Consider the following 18,046-nt stretch of genomic DNA (forward strand, 5'->3'; position numbering starts at 1 on the left):
GCCCGGGGCCGCCCCGCCCGGGCCCCGCCGCCGCCCCGGGCCCCCCGCCCGGGTGGGGGGGGGGGGCTTCCCCCCCCCCCGCCCCGGGGGGGGGGCCGGCCCCCCCCCGCGGGCCCCCGCGCCCGCCCGAAAGGAAACCGCCTTATGGAAGGCAGCCAGCTTGCCGCCGACGACTGGTGGCGCTCGGCCGTCATTTACCAGGTCTACGTCCGCAGCTTCGCCGACGGCGACGGCGACGGCACCGGCGATCTGGCGGGCGTACGGAGCCGGCTGCCCTACCTGGCCGAACTCGGCGTCGACGCCCTGTGGTTCACCCCCTGGTATCTGTCCCCGATGGCGGACGGCGGGTACGACGTCGCCGACTACCGGGCCATCGACCCCTCCTTCGGCACCCTCGCGGAGGCCGAGAAGCTCATAGCCGAGGCCCGCACGGCGGGGATCCGGACCATCATCGACATCGTGCCCAACCACGTCTCCGACCAGCACGTCTGGTTCAAGGCCGCGCTGGCGGCCGGCCCCGGCAGCGCGGAGCGCGAACTCTTCCACTTCCGCCCCGGCCGCGGCGAACACGGCGAACTGCCCCCCAACGACTGGGAGAGCGAATTCGGCGGGGTCCCGTGGACCCGCGTCGAGGACGGCGAGTGGTATCTGCACCTCTTCGCCACCGAGCAGCCCGACCTGAACTGGGCGCACCCGGCGGTACGCCAGGAGCACGAGGACATCCTGCGCTTCTGGTTCGAACGCGGCGTCTCCGGGGTCCGCATCGACTCCGCCGCCCTGGTCGCCAAGGATCCGCAGCTCCCGGACCTCGACGGGCACCGGGGGCCCCACCCCTACATCGACCGCGACGAGCTGCACGACATCTACCGGAGCTGGCGGACCATCGCCGACGCGTTCGACGGCATCTTCGTCGGCGAGGTGTGGCTGCCCGACTCGGAGCGCTTCGCCCGCTACCTCCGCCCCGACGAACTGCACACCGCCTTCAACTTCAGCTTCCTCAGCTGCCCGTGGGACGGCCGGCTGCTGCGCCGGGCGATCGACGAGACCCTCGCCGAACACGCCCCCGTCGGCGCCCCCGCCACCTGGGTCCTCTGCAACCACGACATCACCCGCACCGTGACCCGCTACGGCCGCGAGGACACCGGCTTCTCCTTCACGGCCAAGGCGTTCGGCGTCCCCAGCGACCTGGAACTCGGTACCCGCCGGGCCCGCGCCGCCGCCCTCCTCTCGCTCGCCCTGCCCGGCTCGGTCTACCTCTACCAGGGCGAAGAACTGGGCCTGCCCGAGGCCGACGTACCGCTGGACCGCATCCAGGACCCCATGTACTTCCGCTCCCAGGGCCGCGCCCCCGGTCGCGACGGCTGCCGTACTCCGCTGCCCTGGACGGCCGGGGAACCCTTCGCCGGGTTCGGCTCCACCGTCGAACCCTGGCTCCCCCTCCCCGCCGACTGGCCCGCCCGAGCCGCCGACCTCCAGGCTCAGGACCCCGGCTCCATGCTGGCCCTCTACCGCGAGGCCCTGCGGCGACGGCGCTCCCTGCCCGTCCTGCACACCGAACCGCTGCGCTGGCTGGGCGAGGACCCGGAACTGCTGATGTTCGCCCGCGGCGAGCACCTGGTCTGCGCCGTCAACCTCGCGGAGAAGCCCGCACGACTCCCCGCCCACAGTGAACTCCTGCTCGCCAGCGGCCCCCTGGACGCCGACGGCCGGCTGCCCCGCGACACGGCGGTGTGGCTGGCCCGCTGAACCCGTACCGGCACTGCCCGGCAGGGCGATCACCCCCGGGCAGTCTGAGTACCCGCACTCAGGCCCCGGACCCGGGCCGGCACGACGATGAGGCAGGTGCGGGGGGAGAAGCCGAGGAAGGCCCGCCCCGCACCGCCCAGCCGTCACCGGACGGCCTCGCCCGCCGCACCCGGGAGAACCGTGCTCAGCCGCATCGCCGCCGCCGTCGTCCCCTCGCTCGGACACCTCACGGTCACGTCCGACCACAACGCGGCTCCGGCCGCGGGCAGCATCATCGTCGCCAACCACACCTCCCTCGCCGACCCGGGCGTCGTGCTCGCCGCACTGCTGCGCCTCGGCGTCGAACCCGTCGTCATGGCCGCCGCCGGCCTGTGGCGCGTCCCGGTCCTCGGCCGCCTCCTGGAGCGCGGCGGCCATGTGCCCGTGCACCGGAACTCCCACCGGGCGGCGGCCGCCCTCGACGCGGCGGCCGCCGCGCTCGGACACGGCCGCCACCTGCTCATCTACGGCGAAGGTCGGCTGCCCTCCCGCGACGACGCGGCGGAGGCCCCGCCGGAGAGCTTCCGCAGCGGACTCGCCCGCCTCGCGTACGCGTCCGGAGCACCCGTTGTGCCGCTCGGCCAGGCGGGCGCCCGCCGGGTGAGCTCAGGCCCGTGCGTCAAGCAGCTCTCCGGACTCCTCACCGCTCCGGCCCGCCGCCCCCGGCTCCACGTGCACGTCGGGTCCCCGCTGCACCTCCCGCCGGGGATCGGGGAGGCGACCGCCGCGGCTCGCGAAGCCGTCACCGCCGCCTGGCGCACCGCCGCGCAGCACGTCGGAGAGCCCGCGGCGCTCTCCGGACACTGAACGGGCGCCCGGCCCGGAGACGGCCGATCTCCGCGGCCTGCGCGCCGGCCTCCCGCACCCGACCGGCGTCGCGGTCATCCCTCGGCCCCCGCCTCCCGCGCCGTCCGCTCCAGGCGCTGCCGGTACTCCTCCCACCAGGCGCGGTCGCCCGGCGGCATGTTGTCGGTACCGGACCGCAGCCCCACCGTCCCGTCGATGAGCTCGCGGACGATGTCGGCGTGCCCCGCGTGCCGCTGGAGGTCGGAGATCACATGGACCAGGATCTGGTGCAGCGTCACCCGGCCCCGCTCACCGGGCCACCACCGGACCTGCCCGACCGCGTCGAGCGGCAGCTCGGCGATCGTGGCGTCCGCGTGCTCCGCCACCCGGCGGTAGAGGGACAGCACGTCCTCGCGCGACTCGTCGGCGGTCGCCCACATGTCCTGGTTGGCCTCGGCGTCGTCCCCGTAGGCGGCGGGCTCCTCGCCAAAGGGCCGCCGGAACGTCTCGCCGAAGTAGCCCAGCTCCACCCCGGCGGCGTGCTTGACCAGCCCGAGGAGGTTCGTGCCGGTCGGCGTCAGGGGGCGGCGGACGTCGTACTCCGAGAGCCCTTCGAGCTTCCACAACAAGGCGTCACGAGCGGACTGCAGATAGCGCTGGAGGTCAGCCTTCGGCTGCGAAGCGGTCATGGGCGCAGTCTGTCACCGGGCACTGACACACGGACCTCCCCCTCCTCCACGAGCGCTGACACGCGCACACCTCCTCAGCGGGCACCGACAAGCGCGGACCGCGCCCCGGGACGGACGGGCGCACGACGCACCGATTTCGGGACGCCGCCCGGGTGGCGGCGGCGGCCTTGGCGGCGTACGTATGGAGGCGTGCTGGTCCGACGGCCGTGTCGCCACGGAGCGCACCGGAGCACGCGGGGCCGGTGACCATCGGGCACACCCGCCCGACCCGGCGTCAGCGCCCGTCGGCTCAGCACCGGGAAGCGAGGAGACAGACCCGATGACCGCGGAAGAGCAGAGCATCCCTGTGCCCGGGGTTCCGTGCTGGGTCAGCCTCATGACCCGGGACCTGCGGGCCACCCAGGAGTTCTACGGGACCGTCCTCGGATGGACCTTCCGCTCCGGCACCCTCGGCGAAGGCTTCTCCGTCGCCCACGCCGGCGCCCTGCCCGTCGCCGGGATCGGGCAGATGGCTCCCGGACTGCCCACCTCCGTCTCCTGGACCCCCTACTTCGCCGTCGCGGACGTCGACGCGGCCGCCGCCGGGGTCCGTGAACGGGGCGGGACCATCGCCGTCGGCCCGATCCGGCTCGGCCCCGGCCGGGGGGCCGTGGCCGCCGACCGGGAAGGGGCCGCGTTCGGCTTCTGGGAAGGCCGGACCCCGCCCTGGTCGTTCGGCCGGGACAGCGCGCCGGCCTCACTGGAACTGCGGACCAGCCACGCCTTCGACTCGGCGATCTTCTACGCCGAGGTGTTCGGCTGGGCCTCCGAGGAACCCGGTGGCTGCGAGGTGGGCTACGCCTACCAGCAGGACGCGGTCGTCGTACGGCAGGGCGGCCGGACCGTCGCCACTCTGCGCGGAGGCGGGGACGCCTCGTCCCCCGCCCCCTGGCTGCGTCCGCGCTGGCACGTCCGCTTCCACGTCACTGACCTGGAGGCGGTCACGGCGGCGGCACGCGCGGCCGGTGGAACGGCCGGTCCGCCGGCGGACTCGCCCGCCGACGGCGCCGAAGCGGTGATCAGCGACCCCGACGGCGGCGTCTTCACGGTCCGCACCGGCCCGCCGGACTCCCTCTGAGGCTCCGGCCGCCCCGCGACGGGCCCGTCAGCAGGTGCGGAACACGTGCCCCGGCCGCCCGGCCGGCCGGACGTCGAGATCGCGGCGCACCACCGAGACGGCGGCCCCCACGGACGTGCACGCCTTCGTGAAGTCGCGGTCGGTGTACTCGACGACGAACACCCGGTCGCCGTAGGCGGTGGCGTAGTCGGCGCACTCGTCGTACCGGCCGCACTCCTCGGCGACGGCGAAGTCGAACCCGATCGCGTCCCGCCGCCCCAGCAGCCCGGTGGTGTTCTTCTGGCCGATCGCCAGCCCGGCGGCGTGGGCCCGGTCGGCCAGCAGTTTCGCGAACGCCGCGTTGTGCTCCCGGGTCAGCAGACCGCGCGAGCGCTCGAAGGAGTCCAGGTTGTCGGGCTCCACCGCCTGGAAGCCGGACGTCGCGCAGCCGTCGATCCACTTCCCGACGATCTCGGCCAGCCGGGTGCGTTTGCCCGCGGTCGAGGTGTCGAGCAGCGCCTCGCCCCAGTCCTCGTCGTTGACCAGGTCGCCGTCGCCGTCGCGCAACAACAGGTCGGGGTCGTTCTTCTGCCACCGGTCCAGCGCGTCGGGCTGGGTCTGGAAGGCGTTGACGTAGCAGACGTTGTACAGCCCCTCGGCCGGCTCGTCGCCCCGGTCGCGGGAGACGGCCCCGACCCCGGGCGGCGGGGTGTACGCCCCGCCGATCTGGTAGTCGAAGGTCACGTTCGCCCGGGGCGGCACGACCTCGGGCGCGGCCTTTGCCACCGGACCCGAGGCGAAGGCGTTGGACAGGAGCAGCCCGGCTCCCGTCGCGACCGCGACGCCGCCGGCCAGACCGGCGAGCGTGCCGCGGCGGCGGAGGAACGGAGGGACGGCGTGCTCGGACATACATGACTCCCGTGCGTGTACGTGGATAACCTGCCCCTGCATCATGGACGGCCGATCATGAGCGCATCGTGAGCGTCCGCCCCCATCCGCGCCGGCGGTCGTGCCGCGACCGGGCGGGCGCGAGCCGCAGGACGAACTCCGCGCCGCCGCCGGGGCGGGCCCGGACGGTGAGGGCGCCCCCGTGGGCCTCCGCCACCCGCCGTACCAGCGACAGTCCGATGCCCGTCCCCCCGCCCGGCGAGCGGAACCGCTCCATCAGCTCGGGCAGCTTTGCCGGGTCCACCCCCGGGCCCCGGTCCGCCACCCACACCTCCGGCCCGCGCACGCTCACCAGCAGATCGGCCCGGTCGGGCGCGCCCGCCCGGTGGCCGTGCCGCACGGCGTTGTCCAGCAGATTGCGCACCGCGACCCGCACCAGGGCCGCGTCGGCGTCGGTCACCGACTCCTCCAGCCGCAGTTCCGGACGGCTCCCGCTCCCCGGCAGCTCCGCGCACACCTCCTCGACCAGCTGGTCCAGCCGCAGCGGCTCCGCCCGGACGACGTCGGCGGCGGCCTCCAGCCGCCCCCGGGCCAGCAGGTTCTCCACCACGTCGGCCATCCGGTCCGCCGCCCGCCCGATCCGGGGCAGGTGCGCCTCCGGCCCGCCCGGAGCGCCGGCGGCCAGCTCCACCGACCCGCGCATCACCGCGACCGGGGTCCGCAACTCGTGCGCGGCGTCGGCCAGCAGCCGTTCCTGCTGCTCCAGGGCCTGCCAGGCCGGCCGGACGCTCCGCCCGGAGAGCACATGCCCCGTCAGAGCGGCCAGCGCCGTCAGCGCTCCGGCGCCGACGACGAGGGAGAGCGCCAGCCCGCGGTGCTCCGCCGCGCCGCGTTCCGGATCGCCGACCGCGACGGCCGCTCCCGCCACCTCGTCGGTGGCGTCGTGGTAAAAGGGCACCGCCAACAGACGCACGGGCGCGCCCGAACGGTCACGCGCATCGGACCGCACCGGCCCTTCCTCGTCCATCGCCGCACGGGTCACCGCCCGGAGCGCCGCGGGCGGCACGGCGAAGGGCGCGGTGCGGCCCCGGAACACCGTGACCGGATCACCGCCGGGCCGTCGCTCCAGCACCAGCACCTGCGGGGTCCCCGTGGTCGCCTCGTCGTCCCGCAGGCCGTCCAGCCGAATCCGGTCGTGCTCGTAGTAGACGAGCGAGGCCGCCACGGACGCCCGGCGGCGCATCTCGTCGTACTCGGCGTCCCGCCGCGCCTGGTCGTCGGTCCGGAGCACCAGCCACGACAGGCACGCCAGCCCGACGACGGTGATCAGGGTGTACGCGGCGGTCAGCCGCAGCCGCAGCCGGTGCAGCCGCCTCCTGGCCGGGGAGCGGCGCGGCCGTGCGGACCGCGCCATCAGGACGGCCTCGGATCCGCCGACAGCAGGAAGCCCCGAGCGCGCACGGTGTGCACCAGCGCGGGGGAGCCGAGCTTGCGCCGCAGGCCCGCGACGACGGCGTCCACCACGTTGGAGACGGGGTCGGCCATCTCGTCCCAGCAGTGCTCCAGCAGCCCGGTACGGGTGACGACGGCGTCCCGGTGGACGAGGAGCTGGTGGAGCACCGCGTACTCCTTCGGGCTCAGCGACAGCAGCACACCGCCGCGCCGCACCTCGTGCCGCGCCACGTCCATGACCACGTCGGCACAGCTGAGGAAGGAGGGGAGCCGGGCCGGCGCACGCCGGCTCAGATTCCGGACGCGGAGCACCAGCTCGCGCATCGCGAAAGGCTTGGCCAGGTAGTCGTCCGCCCCGTTCTCCAGCCCCCGCAACCGCTCGTCCAGGGAGTCCAGGGCGGTGAGGCACAGCGCGGGCACGGACCAGCCGGCCCGCCGCCTGTCCTCCAGCGGGGCGAGGGTGTCGCCGGAGGGCACCATCCGGTCCAGCACCACACAGTCGTAGGCGGTGAGGTGCAGCAGCTCGTCCGCCTCCGGCCAGTCCGACGCGCAGTCCACGGCGAAACCTCCGCCCCGCAGCCCGGAAGCGACCGTCTCCCGCAGGTCGTCGTCGTCCTCCACCAGCAGCACACGCACGGGCAGGGCCTCCGGTTTCCGGGGAGAGAAGGGGAGAAGAGGAGAAGAGGACAAGGGGGCGAGCGGACAAGGGGGCCGGATGCGGCTCCCCGCGGTGGCCGGGCTCCGGCGGCCGGGCGGCCCGGACCGGTCGGACTCCGGCCAGGGGGAGACCCGCCAGGGGGAGACCCGCCAGGGGGAGACCCGCCAGGGGGAGACCCGCCAGGGGGAGACCCGCCATCCTAAGGGCCGCCCCGCGCACCCGCCCCGCCCCGGTCCGCCGTCGTGGCCGGATCAGCCGCCGTCGAGCGCCTCGGCCGCCTCCGCCGCCACCGCCTCGGCGAGGGCGGCCAGGGCCGGGGAGTCCAGCTTCCACTGCTGCCAGTACAACGGGACGTCCACGGGGCGGCCGGAGGTGAGCCGCACCAGCCGGCCGTCGTTCAGCAGGGGCTCCGCCTGGACGTCGGGCGCCATGCCCCAGCCCATGCCCGCCGCCACCGCGTTCACGAAGCCCTCCGACGTGGGCACCAGATGTCGTCGGGCGCTCGTCCGGGGCCCGTGGCCGAGCCCGCGCACGAAGGCGGCCTGGAGGTCGTCGCGCCGGTCGAAGTCGATCACGGGGGCGTCGCCGATCAGCTCGCGCCACGCGGTGCCCTCCCGCCCGCCCAGCCACCGGTCGGCGAAACGGGGACTGGCCACCGGGAGATACCGCATCCGGCCGAGCCTGTGCACCGAGCAGCCCGTCACCGCCTCCGGCGACGAGGTCACCGCGGCCATCACCAGGCCCTCCCGCAGCAGGGCGGCCGTATGGTCCTGGTCCTCCCGATGGAGTTCGTAGCAGAGCTCCAGTTCCTCCGGCACGCGCCGCAGGGCGGACAGGAACCAGGTCGCCAGGGAATCGGAGTTCACCGCGATGGACAGGGGCGTCGGCTCGCCCGGCCCGGACATCCCGAGCGCCGCCCGGGCGTCGCGCTCCAGCCGGGCGAGCTGGCGGGCGAAGCGCACCACCACTTCCCCGGACTCGGTGGGACGCACCGGCTTCGTGCGCATCAGCAGCACCCGGCCCGTGCGCTGCTCCAGCGCCTTCACACGCTGGCTGACCGCCGACGGCGTCAGCCGCAGGACGTTCGCCGCCGCGTCGAAGGTGCCTTCGTCGACCACGGCCAGCAGCGTCCGCACCTGATCGAGAGGAAGCTCGGACATCATGAGAGCTAATGATACGTAAGAATTCTTAGCTGGACATCGGATTGTCTCGCTCCGTAGCGTCGGCCGCATGACGAACGCCTTGACCACCGCCGCCGCCGGGTTCGGCACCGGCCTCTCCCTCATCGTCGCCATCGGGGCCCAGAACGCCCTGGTGCTGCGCCAGGGAGTCCGTCGCGACGGCGTGCTCGCCGTGGTCGGTATCTGCGCCCTGTCCGACGCGGTGCTCATCGCGCTCGGGGTCGCCGGGGTCGGTGCGGTCGTCATGGCCTGGCCGTCGGCTCTGACGGTGGTGGGGCTCCTCGGCGGTGTGTTCCTGATCGGCTACGGCCTGCTCGCCGCGCGCCGGGTCCTGCGCCCGTCGGCGCTGCGCGCGGCGGACGCCCCGGCCACCTCGCGCCGGGGCGTCGTGCTGACCTGCCTGGCCATGACCTGGCTCAACCCGCACGTGTACCTCGACACCGTGTTCCTGCTCGGGTCCGTGGCCGCCGACCGGGGACCGCTGCGCTGGACCTTCGGCCTCGGCGCGATCCTGGCCAGCGTGTGCTGGTTCGCCGCGCTCGGGTACGGTGCCCGGCTGCTGAGCGGGGTCCTCGCGCGCCCCTCCGCCTGGCGGGTGCTGGACGGGCTGGTGGCCGTGATGATGATCGGCCTCGGCACGAAGCTGGCACTGGGCGCCTGAACGCCGGGAGGGCGTCGGCCCGGCCCCCGGTTCCCCCGGTCGGCTCAGTCGACGGGAGCGAGGAGGCCGAGGCGCTCGGCGCGCTCGGGCGTCAGATCCAGGGCGGTCAGGATGGAGGGCGCGGCGATGCCGGGGAGTATGTGCCGTTGCAGCGTGATGTGGCGGCGCTGCAGGTCCTGGTAGTTGGTGAGAGTCTGGGAGACCGCCTGGGTTCCCGCGAACGCGGCCACGTACAGGTCCGCCGTCTCGGTGGGGTTGACGTGGGGGAGCAGTTCGCCGTTGTGTTCGGCCTGGACGAGGAGGTGATGGGTGGCTTCCTGCCAGCGGAGGAAAGGGCCGCTGCGGTCCAGGCCCTGGGCCTGCTGGTCCATGGAGAGGCGGACGCCCGCGCGGACGAGGAGGCTGTTTTGCAGACGGTGACTGAACAGCATCCCCACGTCGATGAGTTCCTGGAGCCTGAGCGCCTGGCCCGGAACGGTCTGCGGCGGTTCCTGGGCGTCGAGAACGCCGAGCGCGAGATCTTCCTTGGACGGGAAATGGAAGTAGAGGGCGCCTTTCGTGACCCCGGCGCTTTTGAGTATTTCGGTGATCGTCGCGGCTTGGTAGCCGTATTTCTCGAAGGTTCGTGCCGCTGCCATCAGGATGGTCCGGCGGGTGCGGATCGCCCGGTCCTGCTTGGCCATCCTGTCTCCTTTGCTGGCGAGCCCGGGAAACGGCCGGGGCGGTGGGGGGACGGCCCTGCCGACGATAGAAAAAAAACCGCGTAGTCTGTATCTTATCAGCGCACGTGCATCGTAGGAACGGCTCGCCATCACATGACCCCTGGGGGGAGTTATGCCCGAAGCAGCAGTCTTGACCGATCCGGTGCCGGCTATGGAATCGGAGGTCGAGGCGGTGCATCCCGTAGGGATCGACATGGTGCACCGGACCAGGCCGGAGGACGCCTTTCCCCGCAACTGGGTCCGCCTCGCGCGCGACCGGTTCTCCGTGGCCGCGGTCCTGCCGCACGACCACCCGTTCTTCGCCCCGGTGGGCGGTGACCGGCACGATCCGCTGCTGGTCGCGGAAGCGATGCGGCAGGCGGCCATGCTCGCCTTCCACGCCGGGTACGGCGTCCCGCTGGACCACCACTTCCTGATGGCCGACCTGGACTACGTGTGCCACCGGGAACACCTGGGCGTGGGCGGCGCCCCCACCGAGATCGACGTGGAGGTGTACTGCTCCGACCTGAAGTGGCGCGGCGGGCTGCCCGTCCAGGGACGGGTGGGCTGGGCGGTGCACCGCGGCGGGGAACTGGCGGCGACCGGGACGGGCGCGACCCGCTTCACGAACCCCAAGGTGTACCGGCGGATGCGCGGCGAGGCCCCCGCCCGGAGGGTGTGGATATCCACGGCGGCGCCGGTGCCCGCCGCGCGGGCGGGCCGGCGCAGGATCGAGGACGTGGTGCTGTCGGGGACCGGCCGGGACGGGGTGTGGGAACTGCGCGTGGACACCCGGCATCCGACGCTGTTCCAGCGGCCCAACGACCATGTGCCGGGCATGCTCCTGCTGGAGGCGGCCCGCCAGGCGGCCTGCCTGGCGGCGGGACCCGGCGGAATCGTTCCGGCGAAGGCCAGCACCCGGTTCCACCGGTACGCCGAGTTCGGCGTCCCGTGCTGGATCGGGGCGGTGGTCGTGCCGGGAGAGGTCGAGGATACGGTGACGGTCCAGGTGACGGGCCACCAGGGCGGCCAACCGGTGTTCTCCACGGTCCTGTCCGGCCCGCGGGCCGACGGCTGAGAGGTTCTTCCAGTGATTCTCGTGACGGGCGCCACCGGAGCGGTGGGCCGCGAGGTCGCCGGCCGGCTGGCGGCGACCGGCCCCGTACGGATTCTTGCGCGCCGCCCCGAGCGGCTCACCGTGCGGGGGCGTGCGGTCGAGGTCGTCCAGGGGGAGTACGGTGACCGGCTCGCCCTCGACCGGGCCCTTCGGGGCGTGGCCTCGGTGTTCCTGGTGACGAACAGCCCCACGGAGCCCGACGACGAGCGGGCCGCCGTCGCGGCGGCCGCGGCGGGCGTCTCGCACCTGGTCAAGCTGTCCATGATGGCGGTGGAGGAGCCGGGCGCCGAGGACTTCATCACCCGGCGTCAACGGGAGAACGAACGGGTGGTCAGGGAGTCGGGGGTTCCGTGGACGTTCGTCCGCCCCAGGACGTTCATGTCCAACACGCTGTCCTGGGCGCCGGGCATCCGGTCGGCGGGCGTGGTGCGCGCGCTGTACGGCGACGCGCCGGTCGCGTGCGTCGACCCGCGTGACGTCGCCGCGGTCGCCGTCGCCGTTCTCACCGGCACGGGGCACGAGGGCAGGGCGTACGCCGTGTCGGGACCGGAGGCGATCACCGCGCGGGAGCAGACGGCTCAGCTGTCCCGGGTACTGGGGCGGCCGTTGCGCTTCGAGGAGCTGGGCGTGGACGCCGCGCGCACGGCTCTGCTGGCGAAGTACCCGCCGCCCGTGGCGGAGGCTTTCCTCGAGAGCGGTGAGCGGCAGCGGACGGGCGCGAAGGCGGCCGTGGTGCCCACGGTCCAGGAACTGACGGGCCGTCCGGCCAGGCCGTTCAGCGTCTGGTCGGCCGAGCACGCGGAGGCGTTCGCGGCGGAACGCGGCCCCTCCCCGGGCGAGTGAGCCGCGGCGGCACCGCTACGGAACACGGATAAGTGTGACGATGTGTATTTCCCTCTTCGGCCCTTCCATACGGCTCGGGGGGTGGGTACGGCCGGAAATGGTCCGGGCGCCTCCGTCGTATTCTTCCGTTTCCTGGAAATCAAACCGGCAAGTTGGTTTGATAACTCCCATGACGCCGTCCCATTGCCCCGGCGGGGAGTCCTCGACCGGTGCCGGTCCTTTTCCCGACCCCGCATCCGGCCGCTTCGCCCCCGCGCGGAGGCCCCGGTGACCAAACAGGAGCGGGCCACCCGTACCCGCCACGCGCTGATCCGCTCCGCCGCCATCGTCTTCGAGCAGCACGGTTACGCGCAGGCACGGCTGGTGCTGATCAGTTCCGGCGCCGGCGTCAGCACGGGCGCGCTGCACTTCCACTTCGACAACAAGGCCGCGGTAGCGGAAGCCGTGGTGGCGGAGGCGTCCCGAGGGCTGCGCGATATGTCCGGCGCGATCCGACGCAGGACGGACACCGCTCTCCAGGCGCTCGTCGACAGCTCGCACGCCCTCGCGGAGCGGCTGCGCGAGGACCCGGTGTGCCGGGCGGGATTCCGGCTGAGCTGCGACGGCGAGAGAGCCGCCGACCCGGATCTGCGAGTGGAATGGCACCACCGCGTGCGGGAGCTGCTGGACGAGGCGGCAGCCGACGGAACGCTCGCCGAGGGTGTCTCCCGTCAGGACGCGGCGGCCGCGACCGTCGCCGTGACGGCCGGGTTGGAGGTGCTCGGCCGGCACGAACCCGAGTGGCTGTCCCCGTACACGCTGACCGGTTTCTGGACGTTGCTGCTGCCCCGGCTCGCCGCCGCGGAGACCCTGGCGTTCATCGCCCCGTCCGGCACGGAGGCGGTGGCGGCGGCCCGGGGGCCCGCGTTCGCCGCCGACACCGCGGCGGAGACCGCCGGGGCGGCGGCGGTCACCTGAGTGACCGACGGAGGCCGGGACACACGGTGAAGCCTTCGGCCCGGACCTCCGAGCGGGCCCGCCGTCACTGCGGCCGCCGGGCGCCGGCCCGGACGACCGGCGGCCCGGGCGACCGGCCGCGCGCGCCCGGCGGCCCGGTGGACTCCCCCGACGGTGCCGTCGACGAGGAGGAGCGGGAGGCTACGACGGGACGGGCGAACCGCCCTGCCGGCCCTCGGTCTCCGGCTCCGGCGGCTCCTCCACGAGCTGCTCACGGAGGTAGTTCCAGGCCACGGCGACCAGTGCGGCCGTCGGAACGGCGAGCAGGCTGCCCACCACGCCGGCCAGACTGCCGCCCAGCGTCACCGCGAGCAGGACCGCCGCCGCGTGCAGACCGAGCCCACGGCTCTGGATCATGGGCTGGAACACGTTGCCCTCCAACTGCTGCACCACGACGATGATCCCCAGCACGATCAGAGCGTCCATCGGCCCGTTCGAGACCAACGCGATGGCCACCGCCACGAAGCCCGCGAACAGCGCTCCCACGATCGGCACGAACGCGGAGACGAAGGTCAGCACCGCAAGCGGCAGAACCAGCGGCACCCCCAGGATCCACAGGCCGAGCCCGATGAAGACCGCGTCCAGCAGACCGACGAACGCCTGCGACCGCACGAACGCGCCCAGGGTGTCCCAACTGCGGGAGGCCACCTCGGGGATGTCGGTGGCGAGGCGGCCGGGGAGCTGACGGGTGAGCCACGGCAGGAACCGCGGGCCGTCCTTGAGGAAGAAGAACATCAGGAAGACCGCGAGAACCGCTGTGACCAGTCCGTTGACCACGGTGCTCACCCCGGTGACGGCGGTGGTGACCACGCTGCCGACACTGTCCTGGAGCCGCGCGGTCGCGGTGTCGACGGCACCGGTGATCTGGGCGTCGCCGATGTTCAGCGGCGGGCCGGCCGCCCACGCGCGTACCTTGTCGATGCCCTCGACCACACCCTGGGCCAGTTCCCCGGACTGGTCCGCCACCGGCACCGCGATCAGGGCCACGATGCCCGCCCCCACGAGCAGGGAGAGCACCGTCACCACCGACGCGGCGAGCGCGGGCCACCAGCCGCGCCCACGCAGGAAACGGGCGAGCGGCCACGTCAGCGTGGTGAGGAAGAGGGCGACTACCAGCGGCCATACGACCGACCACATCCGGCCCAGCACCCACAGTGCGGCCGCCGCCGCCACAAGGACCAGCAGCACCTCCGCGGAGACCCGTGCCGACGTGCGGAGAGCCGCCGCGGTCTTTGTCGAACTCAAAGGCGAAGACATGGCGTCACCCTATGTGTTCGGCAACCGTGTTCCGGCCACTCCCGGGACCCGCCGACACCGACCGCGAGGAGGGCGGGCCGTCGGCCCCGTCAGCGCAACCCCGGGGGCAGTCCCTCCCGATGGACGATGCCCAGGCGCTGGGTGGCCCGGGTGAGCGCCACGTACAGATCGCTCGTGCCGAACAGGGCGGGCTCCACGACCAGCACATGGTCGAACTCGAGCCCCTTGGCCTGGCGCGGGTCCAGCAGCACCACCGGGTGTGTGAGGTTCGGGGCCTCGCCCGCCGCGACCCCGTCCAGCGGGGCGGCGATCTCCTCGTGCAGCGCCCGCGGCGCGATCACCGCGAGGCGCCCCTCCCGGGGTGTCAGCTCCCCGACCGCCCCGGCCACCGCGCCCGCCAGGTCCTGCCCGGCGTCCCGCTTCCACGGCCTCTCGCCGGTCGACCGCACCGAGACGGGGGCCGTGAAGGACGGGTCCTCCACCCGGAGCACCTCGGCGGCCAGCTCCATGATCTCCGCCGGCGTACGGTAGTTGACCTTCAGCACGACGTGCTCGAAGCGGTCGTCGACGTACGGCCGGAGAATCTCCTCCCAGGACCCGACGCCCGCCTCCTCGGACGTCTGGGCCGGGTCGCCGACCAGGGTCAGCGACCGGGTCGGCGACCGCCGCATCAGCAGCCGCCACGCCATCGGTGACAGCTCCTGCGCCTCGTCGACGATGATGTGGCCGAACGCCCAGGTGCGGTCGGCGGCGGCCCGCTCGGCGGCGGTGCGGTGGTCGGCCTCCTCGTGCCGCTCCGCCATCCGCTCGGCGTCGATGATGTCGTGGGCGGCGAGGACCTCGGACTCCTCGTCCTCGAACTCGTAGCTCTCCGACCCGCGCGAGAGCTCCAGCACGCCCTGCGCGTAGCCGACCCGTTCCTGGCGGGCCGCCTCGGCCGCCGCCCTCTCCGCGCTGTCGTCGACGCCGAGCAGCTCGGCGGCCTCGTCGAGCAGCGGTACGTCGGCCGGGGTCCACGCCCCGGCGGCGGCCGGACGGCGGATCGCGTCGGCGTCCTCGTCCGGTACGTGGACCGGGTCGGACAGATAGTCCGCGAGGAAGCCCTCGGGGGTCAGCGGCGGCCACAGCTCGTCCACGGCCGCGTGCACCTCCTTGCTCAGCGCGACGTCCCGGGCCAGCTGGGCCACGTCGTCGGGGCCGAGGAAGTTGGGCCCGCCGTAGGGGTCCGCGCCGATGCGCTCGACGAGCTGCGCGGTGAGCGCGTCGATGACCCGGAAGACGAAGTGGGGGCGGGCCCGATTGTGCGGCAGGCGGGTCTCTTGGGCGGCCTGCCGGGCCTCGTACGCGATTTCCCAGTCCAGGATCAGGTCCCCGCCGTCCTCGTGCGGGATCACCATCGCCGCCCCGGGCTCGGGCAGCCGCTGACGGTCGCGTACGGCCAGGGCGAGGGCCTCGGCCATCGGCTCGCCGCCCTTGACGGTGGCGGCGCGCGGAGTGTCCGTCCCGGTGGCGTGCACGCCGGGGAACAGCTCGGCCTGCGTCGCCAGCAGCACCCCCGTCTCACCGAGTGCGGGCAGCACCTCCGCGATGTAGCGCAGGAACGCCGGGTTGGGACCCACGATGAGTACGGCGCGCTTGGCGAGCAGTTCACGGTGCTCGTACAGCAGGAAGGCGGCCCGGTGCAGCGCGACGGCCGTCTTGCCGGTACCGGGGCCGCCCTCGACGACCAGGACGCCGCGGTGCGGGGCCCGGATGATGCCGTCCTGCTCGGCCTGGATGGTCCGCACGATGTCGCCCATGCGTCCGGTGCGCGCGGAATTGAGCGCCGCGAGCAGCACGGCGTCGCCGTTCGGATCCTCGAACCCGGTGCGGTCGCGGTCCCCGAGATCCAGGATCTCGTCATGGAGTTCGGTGACCGTGCGGCCCTCGGTGGTGATGTGCCGACGCCGGCGCAGCCCCATCGGCGTGTGTCCCGTGGCGAGATAGAAAGGGCGTGCCACCGGCGCACGCCAGTCGATCAGAACAGGAGTGTGCTCGCTGTCGTCCTCACGGATACCGATACGGCCGATATGGTGCGCTAGCCCGTCGGAGCGGTCGATGCGGCCGAAACACAGTGAGCCGTCCACCGCGTCGAGCGCGGCCAGCAGACCCGACCGCTCCGCGACCAGGATGTCGCGCTCCAGCCGCGCCTGCTGACCCGTCCCGACCGGAGTCAACGCGCGCTCGACCCCTTCGGCCGCCACCCCGCGCAGGGCGTCGACCCGGGCATGGAGCCGGTCGATGAATTCCTGCTCTTCCCGCAATTCGTCGCTTTCCCGGTTTGACAAAACGGCTCCCGCCCAGATATATTCGTATCCATAAGGCCCCCGAGCGGGGCCTTTCTGCATGAACGCAGAAGAATCCAATATACCCGCGACAATCCCCGGACCGCAAAGACGGTCCGGGGATTGTGCGTTTTGGGACGGCCATCGCCCGCACACGGCAGCCGTGGAGTTCCGCAGCCGCAGATCGGCGGGCCCGACGGAGAAGCGCGACAGGGTCCCGGGAAGGGCGCCGAGCCCCGCTCAGTCCGTCAGCGGGACGCGGAGCACGGGGTCGAAAGGGCGTTTGTTGAAGCCGCTGCGCAGGTTGCGGCAGCTCGGCGCCTCGCACATGAAGAACTCCTCGACGCTCCGACGCCCCGTCCGCCTCCGCAGCCAGGACTTCTCGTCGGGAGTGAGGGGGCGGTGTCGTTCATCGGCGTCACATGGATGGCAGTACAGGGAGCGGCTCGGCACAAAACCTCCTGAAGCGGATGAACAGGCAGGAGGAGAAGCATAGGAGGGCGGATCGGTCAGGGATGGTGTGTGCCGCGCCCGTTTTCGTCGGTGTCGCCGCCGGTGGGGCCTCCGCCCCGTGCGTCGCCGGGTCCGGTCGCCGTCTCCACCTGTGCCTCCAGGGCGGCCAGAAGCCAGTCGTGCGCGGACCCGGGTGTCGGCTCCCGAAGGCCGTCGGGTGCGCTGATCACCTCAGCCGTCAGGTCCCAGTACGGGTCGACGCGTGGATCGGCCGCGAGCCCGTCGGCCAGTGCACGGCGGAAGGCGGGGGTGTCGCGGGTGCCGTAGGTGCTCGCGTACGCGTCCACGAACCCGTCCAGCGCCTCACCGGGAGAGGGGGCCGCGCCGCGGCGCAACTCCCCGCCCGCCAGGTCGTACGCCTCGGCCAGCCCCGCGTACAGCACGGCCGACGCCCGGGCCCCCGCGACCCCGTGCGCCCGGGGCTGGCAGCTGCCGGCGCCCTCGCCGACGCCGCACGGACGGGTCACGAAGGCGTGCAGCCGGGCGAAGGCGAGCACCTGGGCCGGCCGCGGGGCGTCCGGCGGATGCGGCACCGCCGCCTCCAGGAACGCGGAGACGGACCGGGCGGGCATACGCGGTGGCAGCCATGAACGCCAGAACCGGGCCAGGGAGGCGGTGTTCGGCGGGGCGCCGACGGCCCCTACCAGCCGGAGCCGGCCGGGCCGTTCGGCCGGCGGACACTCCTGCACCAGCCTGAGCGCGGCCTCCCGCCAGCGCAGGGCCGCGAGTTCGGATCCCAGGACGCGCAGCCGGCCGGCCACGGCATCCTCCAGGACGCCACCCGCCCCGGCTCCGTCCCGCTCGTCCTGCTCGTCGAGGATGCGGCGCACTTCGGGGACCGGCAGGTCCAGGCCGCGCAGCGAGCGGATCATGTCCAACCGCTCAACGGCGTCCGGGGCGTACCTGCGGTGCCCGCCGGCGCTGCGGGACGCCTCCGGCAGCAGTCCGCGGTCCGAGTAGAAGCGGACGGTCTTGACGCTGACGCCCGCGTGCTCGGCCAGGTCGCCGATGGTGCACAAGCCGTCGTGCGACGAGAACACTTGAACCTCCACCAGGGGGAGTTCCTACGGTACCGCTGAGCGCGGCCGGGGGATCGGGC

The 18,046-nt window shown here is 73.5% G+C and carries 17 protein-coding genes; 7 read left to right on the plus strand and 10 right to left on the minus strand.

Annotation, left to right across the window (positions count from 1 at the left end; translation table 11 throughout):
- Window positions 1–144 precede the first annotated feature (144 nt).
- Window positions 145–1,746 carry a glycoside hydrolase family 13 protein gene (locus tag ACIQMU_RS24295; protein WP_352242112.1) on the plus strand — a complete coding sequence of 534 codons (1,602 nt, stop codon included), beginning with the start codon at window positions 145–147 and terminating at the stop codon, window positions 1,744–1,746.
- Window positions 1,747–1,926: 180 nt separating this feature from the next.
- Window positions 1,927–2,592, plus strand: a complete 666-nt coding sequence (locus ACIQMU_RS24300) for a lysophospholipid acyltransferase family protein (protein ID WP_352242111.1) — start codon at window positions 1,927–1,929, stop codon at window positions 2,590–2,592.
- A 74-nt stretch (window positions 2,593–2,666) separates the two neighbouring features.
- Here ACIQMU_RS24300 and ACIQMU_RS24305 read toward each other — a convergent pair whose 3' ends face one another.
- The gene (locus ACIQMU_RS24305; RefSeq protein ID WP_352242110.1) at window positions 2,667–3,260 is read right to left on the minus strand and encodes a DinB family protein; all 594 of its coding nucleotides are present in this window, start codon (window positions 3,258–3,260) and stop codon (window positions 2,667–2,669) included.
- Window positions 3,261–3,579: 319 nt separating this feature from the next.
- On the opposite strand from ACIQMU_RS24305, the gene ACIQMU_RS24310 reads away from it, so the two are divergent.
- Window positions 3,580–4,377, plus strand: coding sequence for a VOC family protein (locus ACIQMU_RS24310; RefSeq protein WP_352242109.1), 798 nt, complete (start codon window positions 3,580–3,582; stop codon window positions 4,375–4,377).
- Window positions 4,378–4,404: 27 nt separating this feature from the next.
- Here ACIQMU_RS24310 and ACIQMU_RS24315 read toward each other — a convergent pair whose 3' ends face one another.
- The 4 genes from ACIQMU_RS24315 to ACIQMU_RS24330 form a co-directional block, all read right to left on the minus strand.
- Entirely contained in the window at window positions 4,405–5,265 is an 861-nt protein-coding gene (locus ACIQMU_RS24315; RefSeq protein WP_352242108.1) for an endo alpha-1,4 polygalactosaminidase, read from the minus strand.
- Window positions 5,266–5,320: 55 nt separating this feature from the next.
- Window positions 5,321–6,658: a HAMP domain-containing sensor histidine kinase gene (locus tag ACIQMU_RS24320; RefSeq protein WP_352242107.1), complete on the minus strand. Its 1,338-nt coding sequence runs from the start codon at window positions 6,656–6,658 to the stop codon at window positions 5,321–5,323.
- Window positions 6,658–7,332, minus strand: coding sequence for a response regulator transcription factor (locus ACIQMU_RS24325; RefSeq protein ID WP_402689664.1), 675 nt, complete (start codon window positions 7,330–7,332; stop codon window positions 6,658–6,660). Before ACIQMU_RS24325 ends, ACIQMU_RS24320 begins: the two co-directional genes overlap by 1 nt.
- A 273-nt stretch (window positions 7,333–7,605) precedes the next feature.
- Window positions 7,606–8,517 carry a LysR family transcriptional regulator ArgP gene (locus tag ACIQMU_RS24330; RefSeq protein ID WP_352242105.1) on the minus strand — a complete coding sequence of 304 codons (912 nt, stop codon included), beginning with the start codon at window positions 8,515–8,517 and terminating at the stop codon, window positions 7,606–7,608.
- 67 nt (window positions 8,518–8,584) lie between these two features.
- Here ACIQMU_RS24330 and ACIQMU_RS24335 point away from each other — a divergent pair, with 67 nt between their 5' ends.
- Complete coding sequence (locus tag ACIQMU_RS24335; RefSeq protein ID WP_402689665.1) at window positions 8,585–9,196, plus strand: LysE/ArgO family amino acid transporter; 612 nt, start codon at window positions 8,585–8,587, stop codon at window positions 9,194–9,196.
- Window positions 9,197–9,240: 44 nt separating this feature from the next.
- Here the strand turns inward: ACIQMU_RS24335 and ACIQMU_RS24340 are convergent, their stop codons facing one another.
- Window positions 9,241–9,879: a ScbR family autoregulator-binding transcription factor gene (locus ACIQMU_RS24340; RefSeq protein WP_352242103.1), complete on the minus strand. Its 639-nt coding sequence runs from the start codon at window positions 9,877–9,879 to the stop codon at window positions 9,241–9,243.
- A gap of 190 nt (window positions 9,880–10,069) precedes the next feature.
- On the opposite strand from ACIQMU_RS24340, the gene ACIQMU_RS24345 reads away from it, so the two are divergent.
- From ACIQMU_RS24345 to ACIQMU_RS24355, 3 genes are all read left to right on the plus strand, one after another.
- Complete coding sequence (locus ACIQMU_RS24345) at window positions 10,070–10,975, plus strand: ScbA/BarX family gamma-butyrolactone biosynthesis protein (RefSeq protein WP_402689666.1); 906 nt, start codon at window positions 10,070–10,072, stop codon at window positions 10,973–10,975.
- Window positions 10,976–10,987: 12 nt separating this feature from the next.
- Entirely contained in the window at window positions 10,988–11,857 is an 870-nt protein-coding gene (locus ACIQMU_RS24350; RefSeq protein WP_402689667.1) for an NAD(P)H-binding protein, read from the plus strand.
- Between the two features lie 267 nt (window positions 11,858–12,124).
- The gene (locus ACIQMU_RS24355) at window positions 12,125–12,814 is read left to right on the plus strand and encodes a ScbR family autoregulator-binding transcription factor (protein WP_352242100.1); all 690 of its coding nucleotides are present in this window, start codon (window positions 12,125–12,127) and stop codon (window positions 12,812–12,814) included.
- A 180-nt stretch (window positions 12,815–12,994) separates the two neighbouring features.
- Here the strand turns inward: ACIQMU_RS24355 and ACIQMU_RS24360 are convergent, their stop codons facing one another.
- From ACIQMU_RS24360 to ACIQMU_RS24375, 4 genes are all read right to left on the minus strand, one after another.
- Window positions 12,995–14,110, minus strand: coding sequence for an AI-2E family transporter (locus tag ACIQMU_RS24360; RefSeq protein WP_402689668.1), 1,116 nt, complete (start codon window positions 14,108–14,110; stop codon window positions 12,995–12,997).
- Window positions 14,111–14,199: 89 nt separating this feature from the next.
- Window positions 14,200–16,413 carry a HelD family protein gene (locus tag ACIQMU_RS24365; RefSeq protein WP_402689702.1) on the minus strand — a complete coding sequence of 738 codons (2,214 nt, stop codon included), beginning with the start codon at window positions 16,411–16,413 and terminating at the stop codon, window positions 14,200–14,202.
- A 261-nt stretch (window positions 16,414–16,674) separates the two neighbouring features.
- Window positions 16,675–16,887, minus strand: a complete 213-nt coding sequence (locus ACIQMU_RS24370; RefSeq protein WP_352242098.1) for a hypothetical protein — start codon at window positions 16,885–16,887, stop codon at window positions 16,675–16,677.
- A 56-nt stretch (window positions 16,888–16,943) separates the two neighbouring features.
- Entirely contained in the window at window positions 16,944–17,987 is a 1,044-nt protein-coding gene (locus ACIQMU_RS24375) for a MerR family transcriptional regulator (protein ID WP_352242097.1), read from the minus strand.
- Window positions 17,988–18,046 lie beyond the last annotated feature (59 nt).

The organism is Streptomyces sp. NPDC091649 (genome assembly GCF_044756785.1).
GTDB lineage: Bacteria > Actinomycetota > Actinomycetes > Streptomycetales > Streptomycetaceae > Streptomyces.

Excerpts from the sequence above, each read along its gene's own strand:
- ACIQMU_RS24305 (WP_352242110.1), bottom strand. The coding sequence starts at position 3,260 with ATGACCGCTTCGCAGCCGAAGGCTGACCTCCAGCGCTATCTGCAGTCC.
- ACIQMU_RS24345 (WP_402689666.1), top strand. The coding sequence starts at position 10,070 with ATGGAATCGGAGGTCGAGGCGGTGCATCCCGTAGGGATCGACATGGTG.
- ACIQMU_RS24330 (WP_352242105.1), bottom strand. The coding sequence starts at position 8,517 with ATGATGTCCGAGCTTCCTCTCGATCAGGTGCGGACGCTGCTGGCCGTG.
- ACIQMU_RS24315 (WP_352242108.1), bottom strand. The coding sequence starts at position 5,265 with ATGTCCGAGCACGCCGTCCCTCCGTTCCTCCGCCGCCGCGGCACGCTC.
- ACIQMU_RS24310 (WP_352242109.1), top strand. The coding sequence starts at position 3,580 with ATGACCGCGGAAGAGCAGAGCATCCCTGTGCCCGGGGTTCCGTGCTGG.
- ACIQMU_RS24320 (WP_352242107.1), bottom strand. The coding sequence starts at position 6,658 with ATGGCGCGGTCCGCACGGCCGCGCCGCTCCCCGGCCAGGAGGCGGCTG.
- ACIQMU_RS24335 (WP_402689665.1), top strand. The coding sequence starts at position 8,585 with ATGACGAACGCCTTGACCACCGCCGCCGCCGGGTTCGGCACCGGCCTC.
- ACIQMU_RS24340 (WP_352242103.1), bottom strand. The coding sequence starts at position 9,879 with ATGGCCAAGCAGGACCGGGCGATCCGCACCCGCCGGACCATCCTGATG.
- ACIQMU_RS24295 (WP_352242112.1), top strand. The coding sequence starts at position 145 with ATGGAAGGCAGCCAGCTTGCCGCCGACGACTGGTGGCGCTCGGCCGTC.
- ACIQMU_RS24360 (WP_402689668.1), bottom strand. The coding sequence starts at position 14,110 with ATGTCTTCGCCTTTGAGTTCGACAAAGACCGCGGCGGCTCTCCGCACG.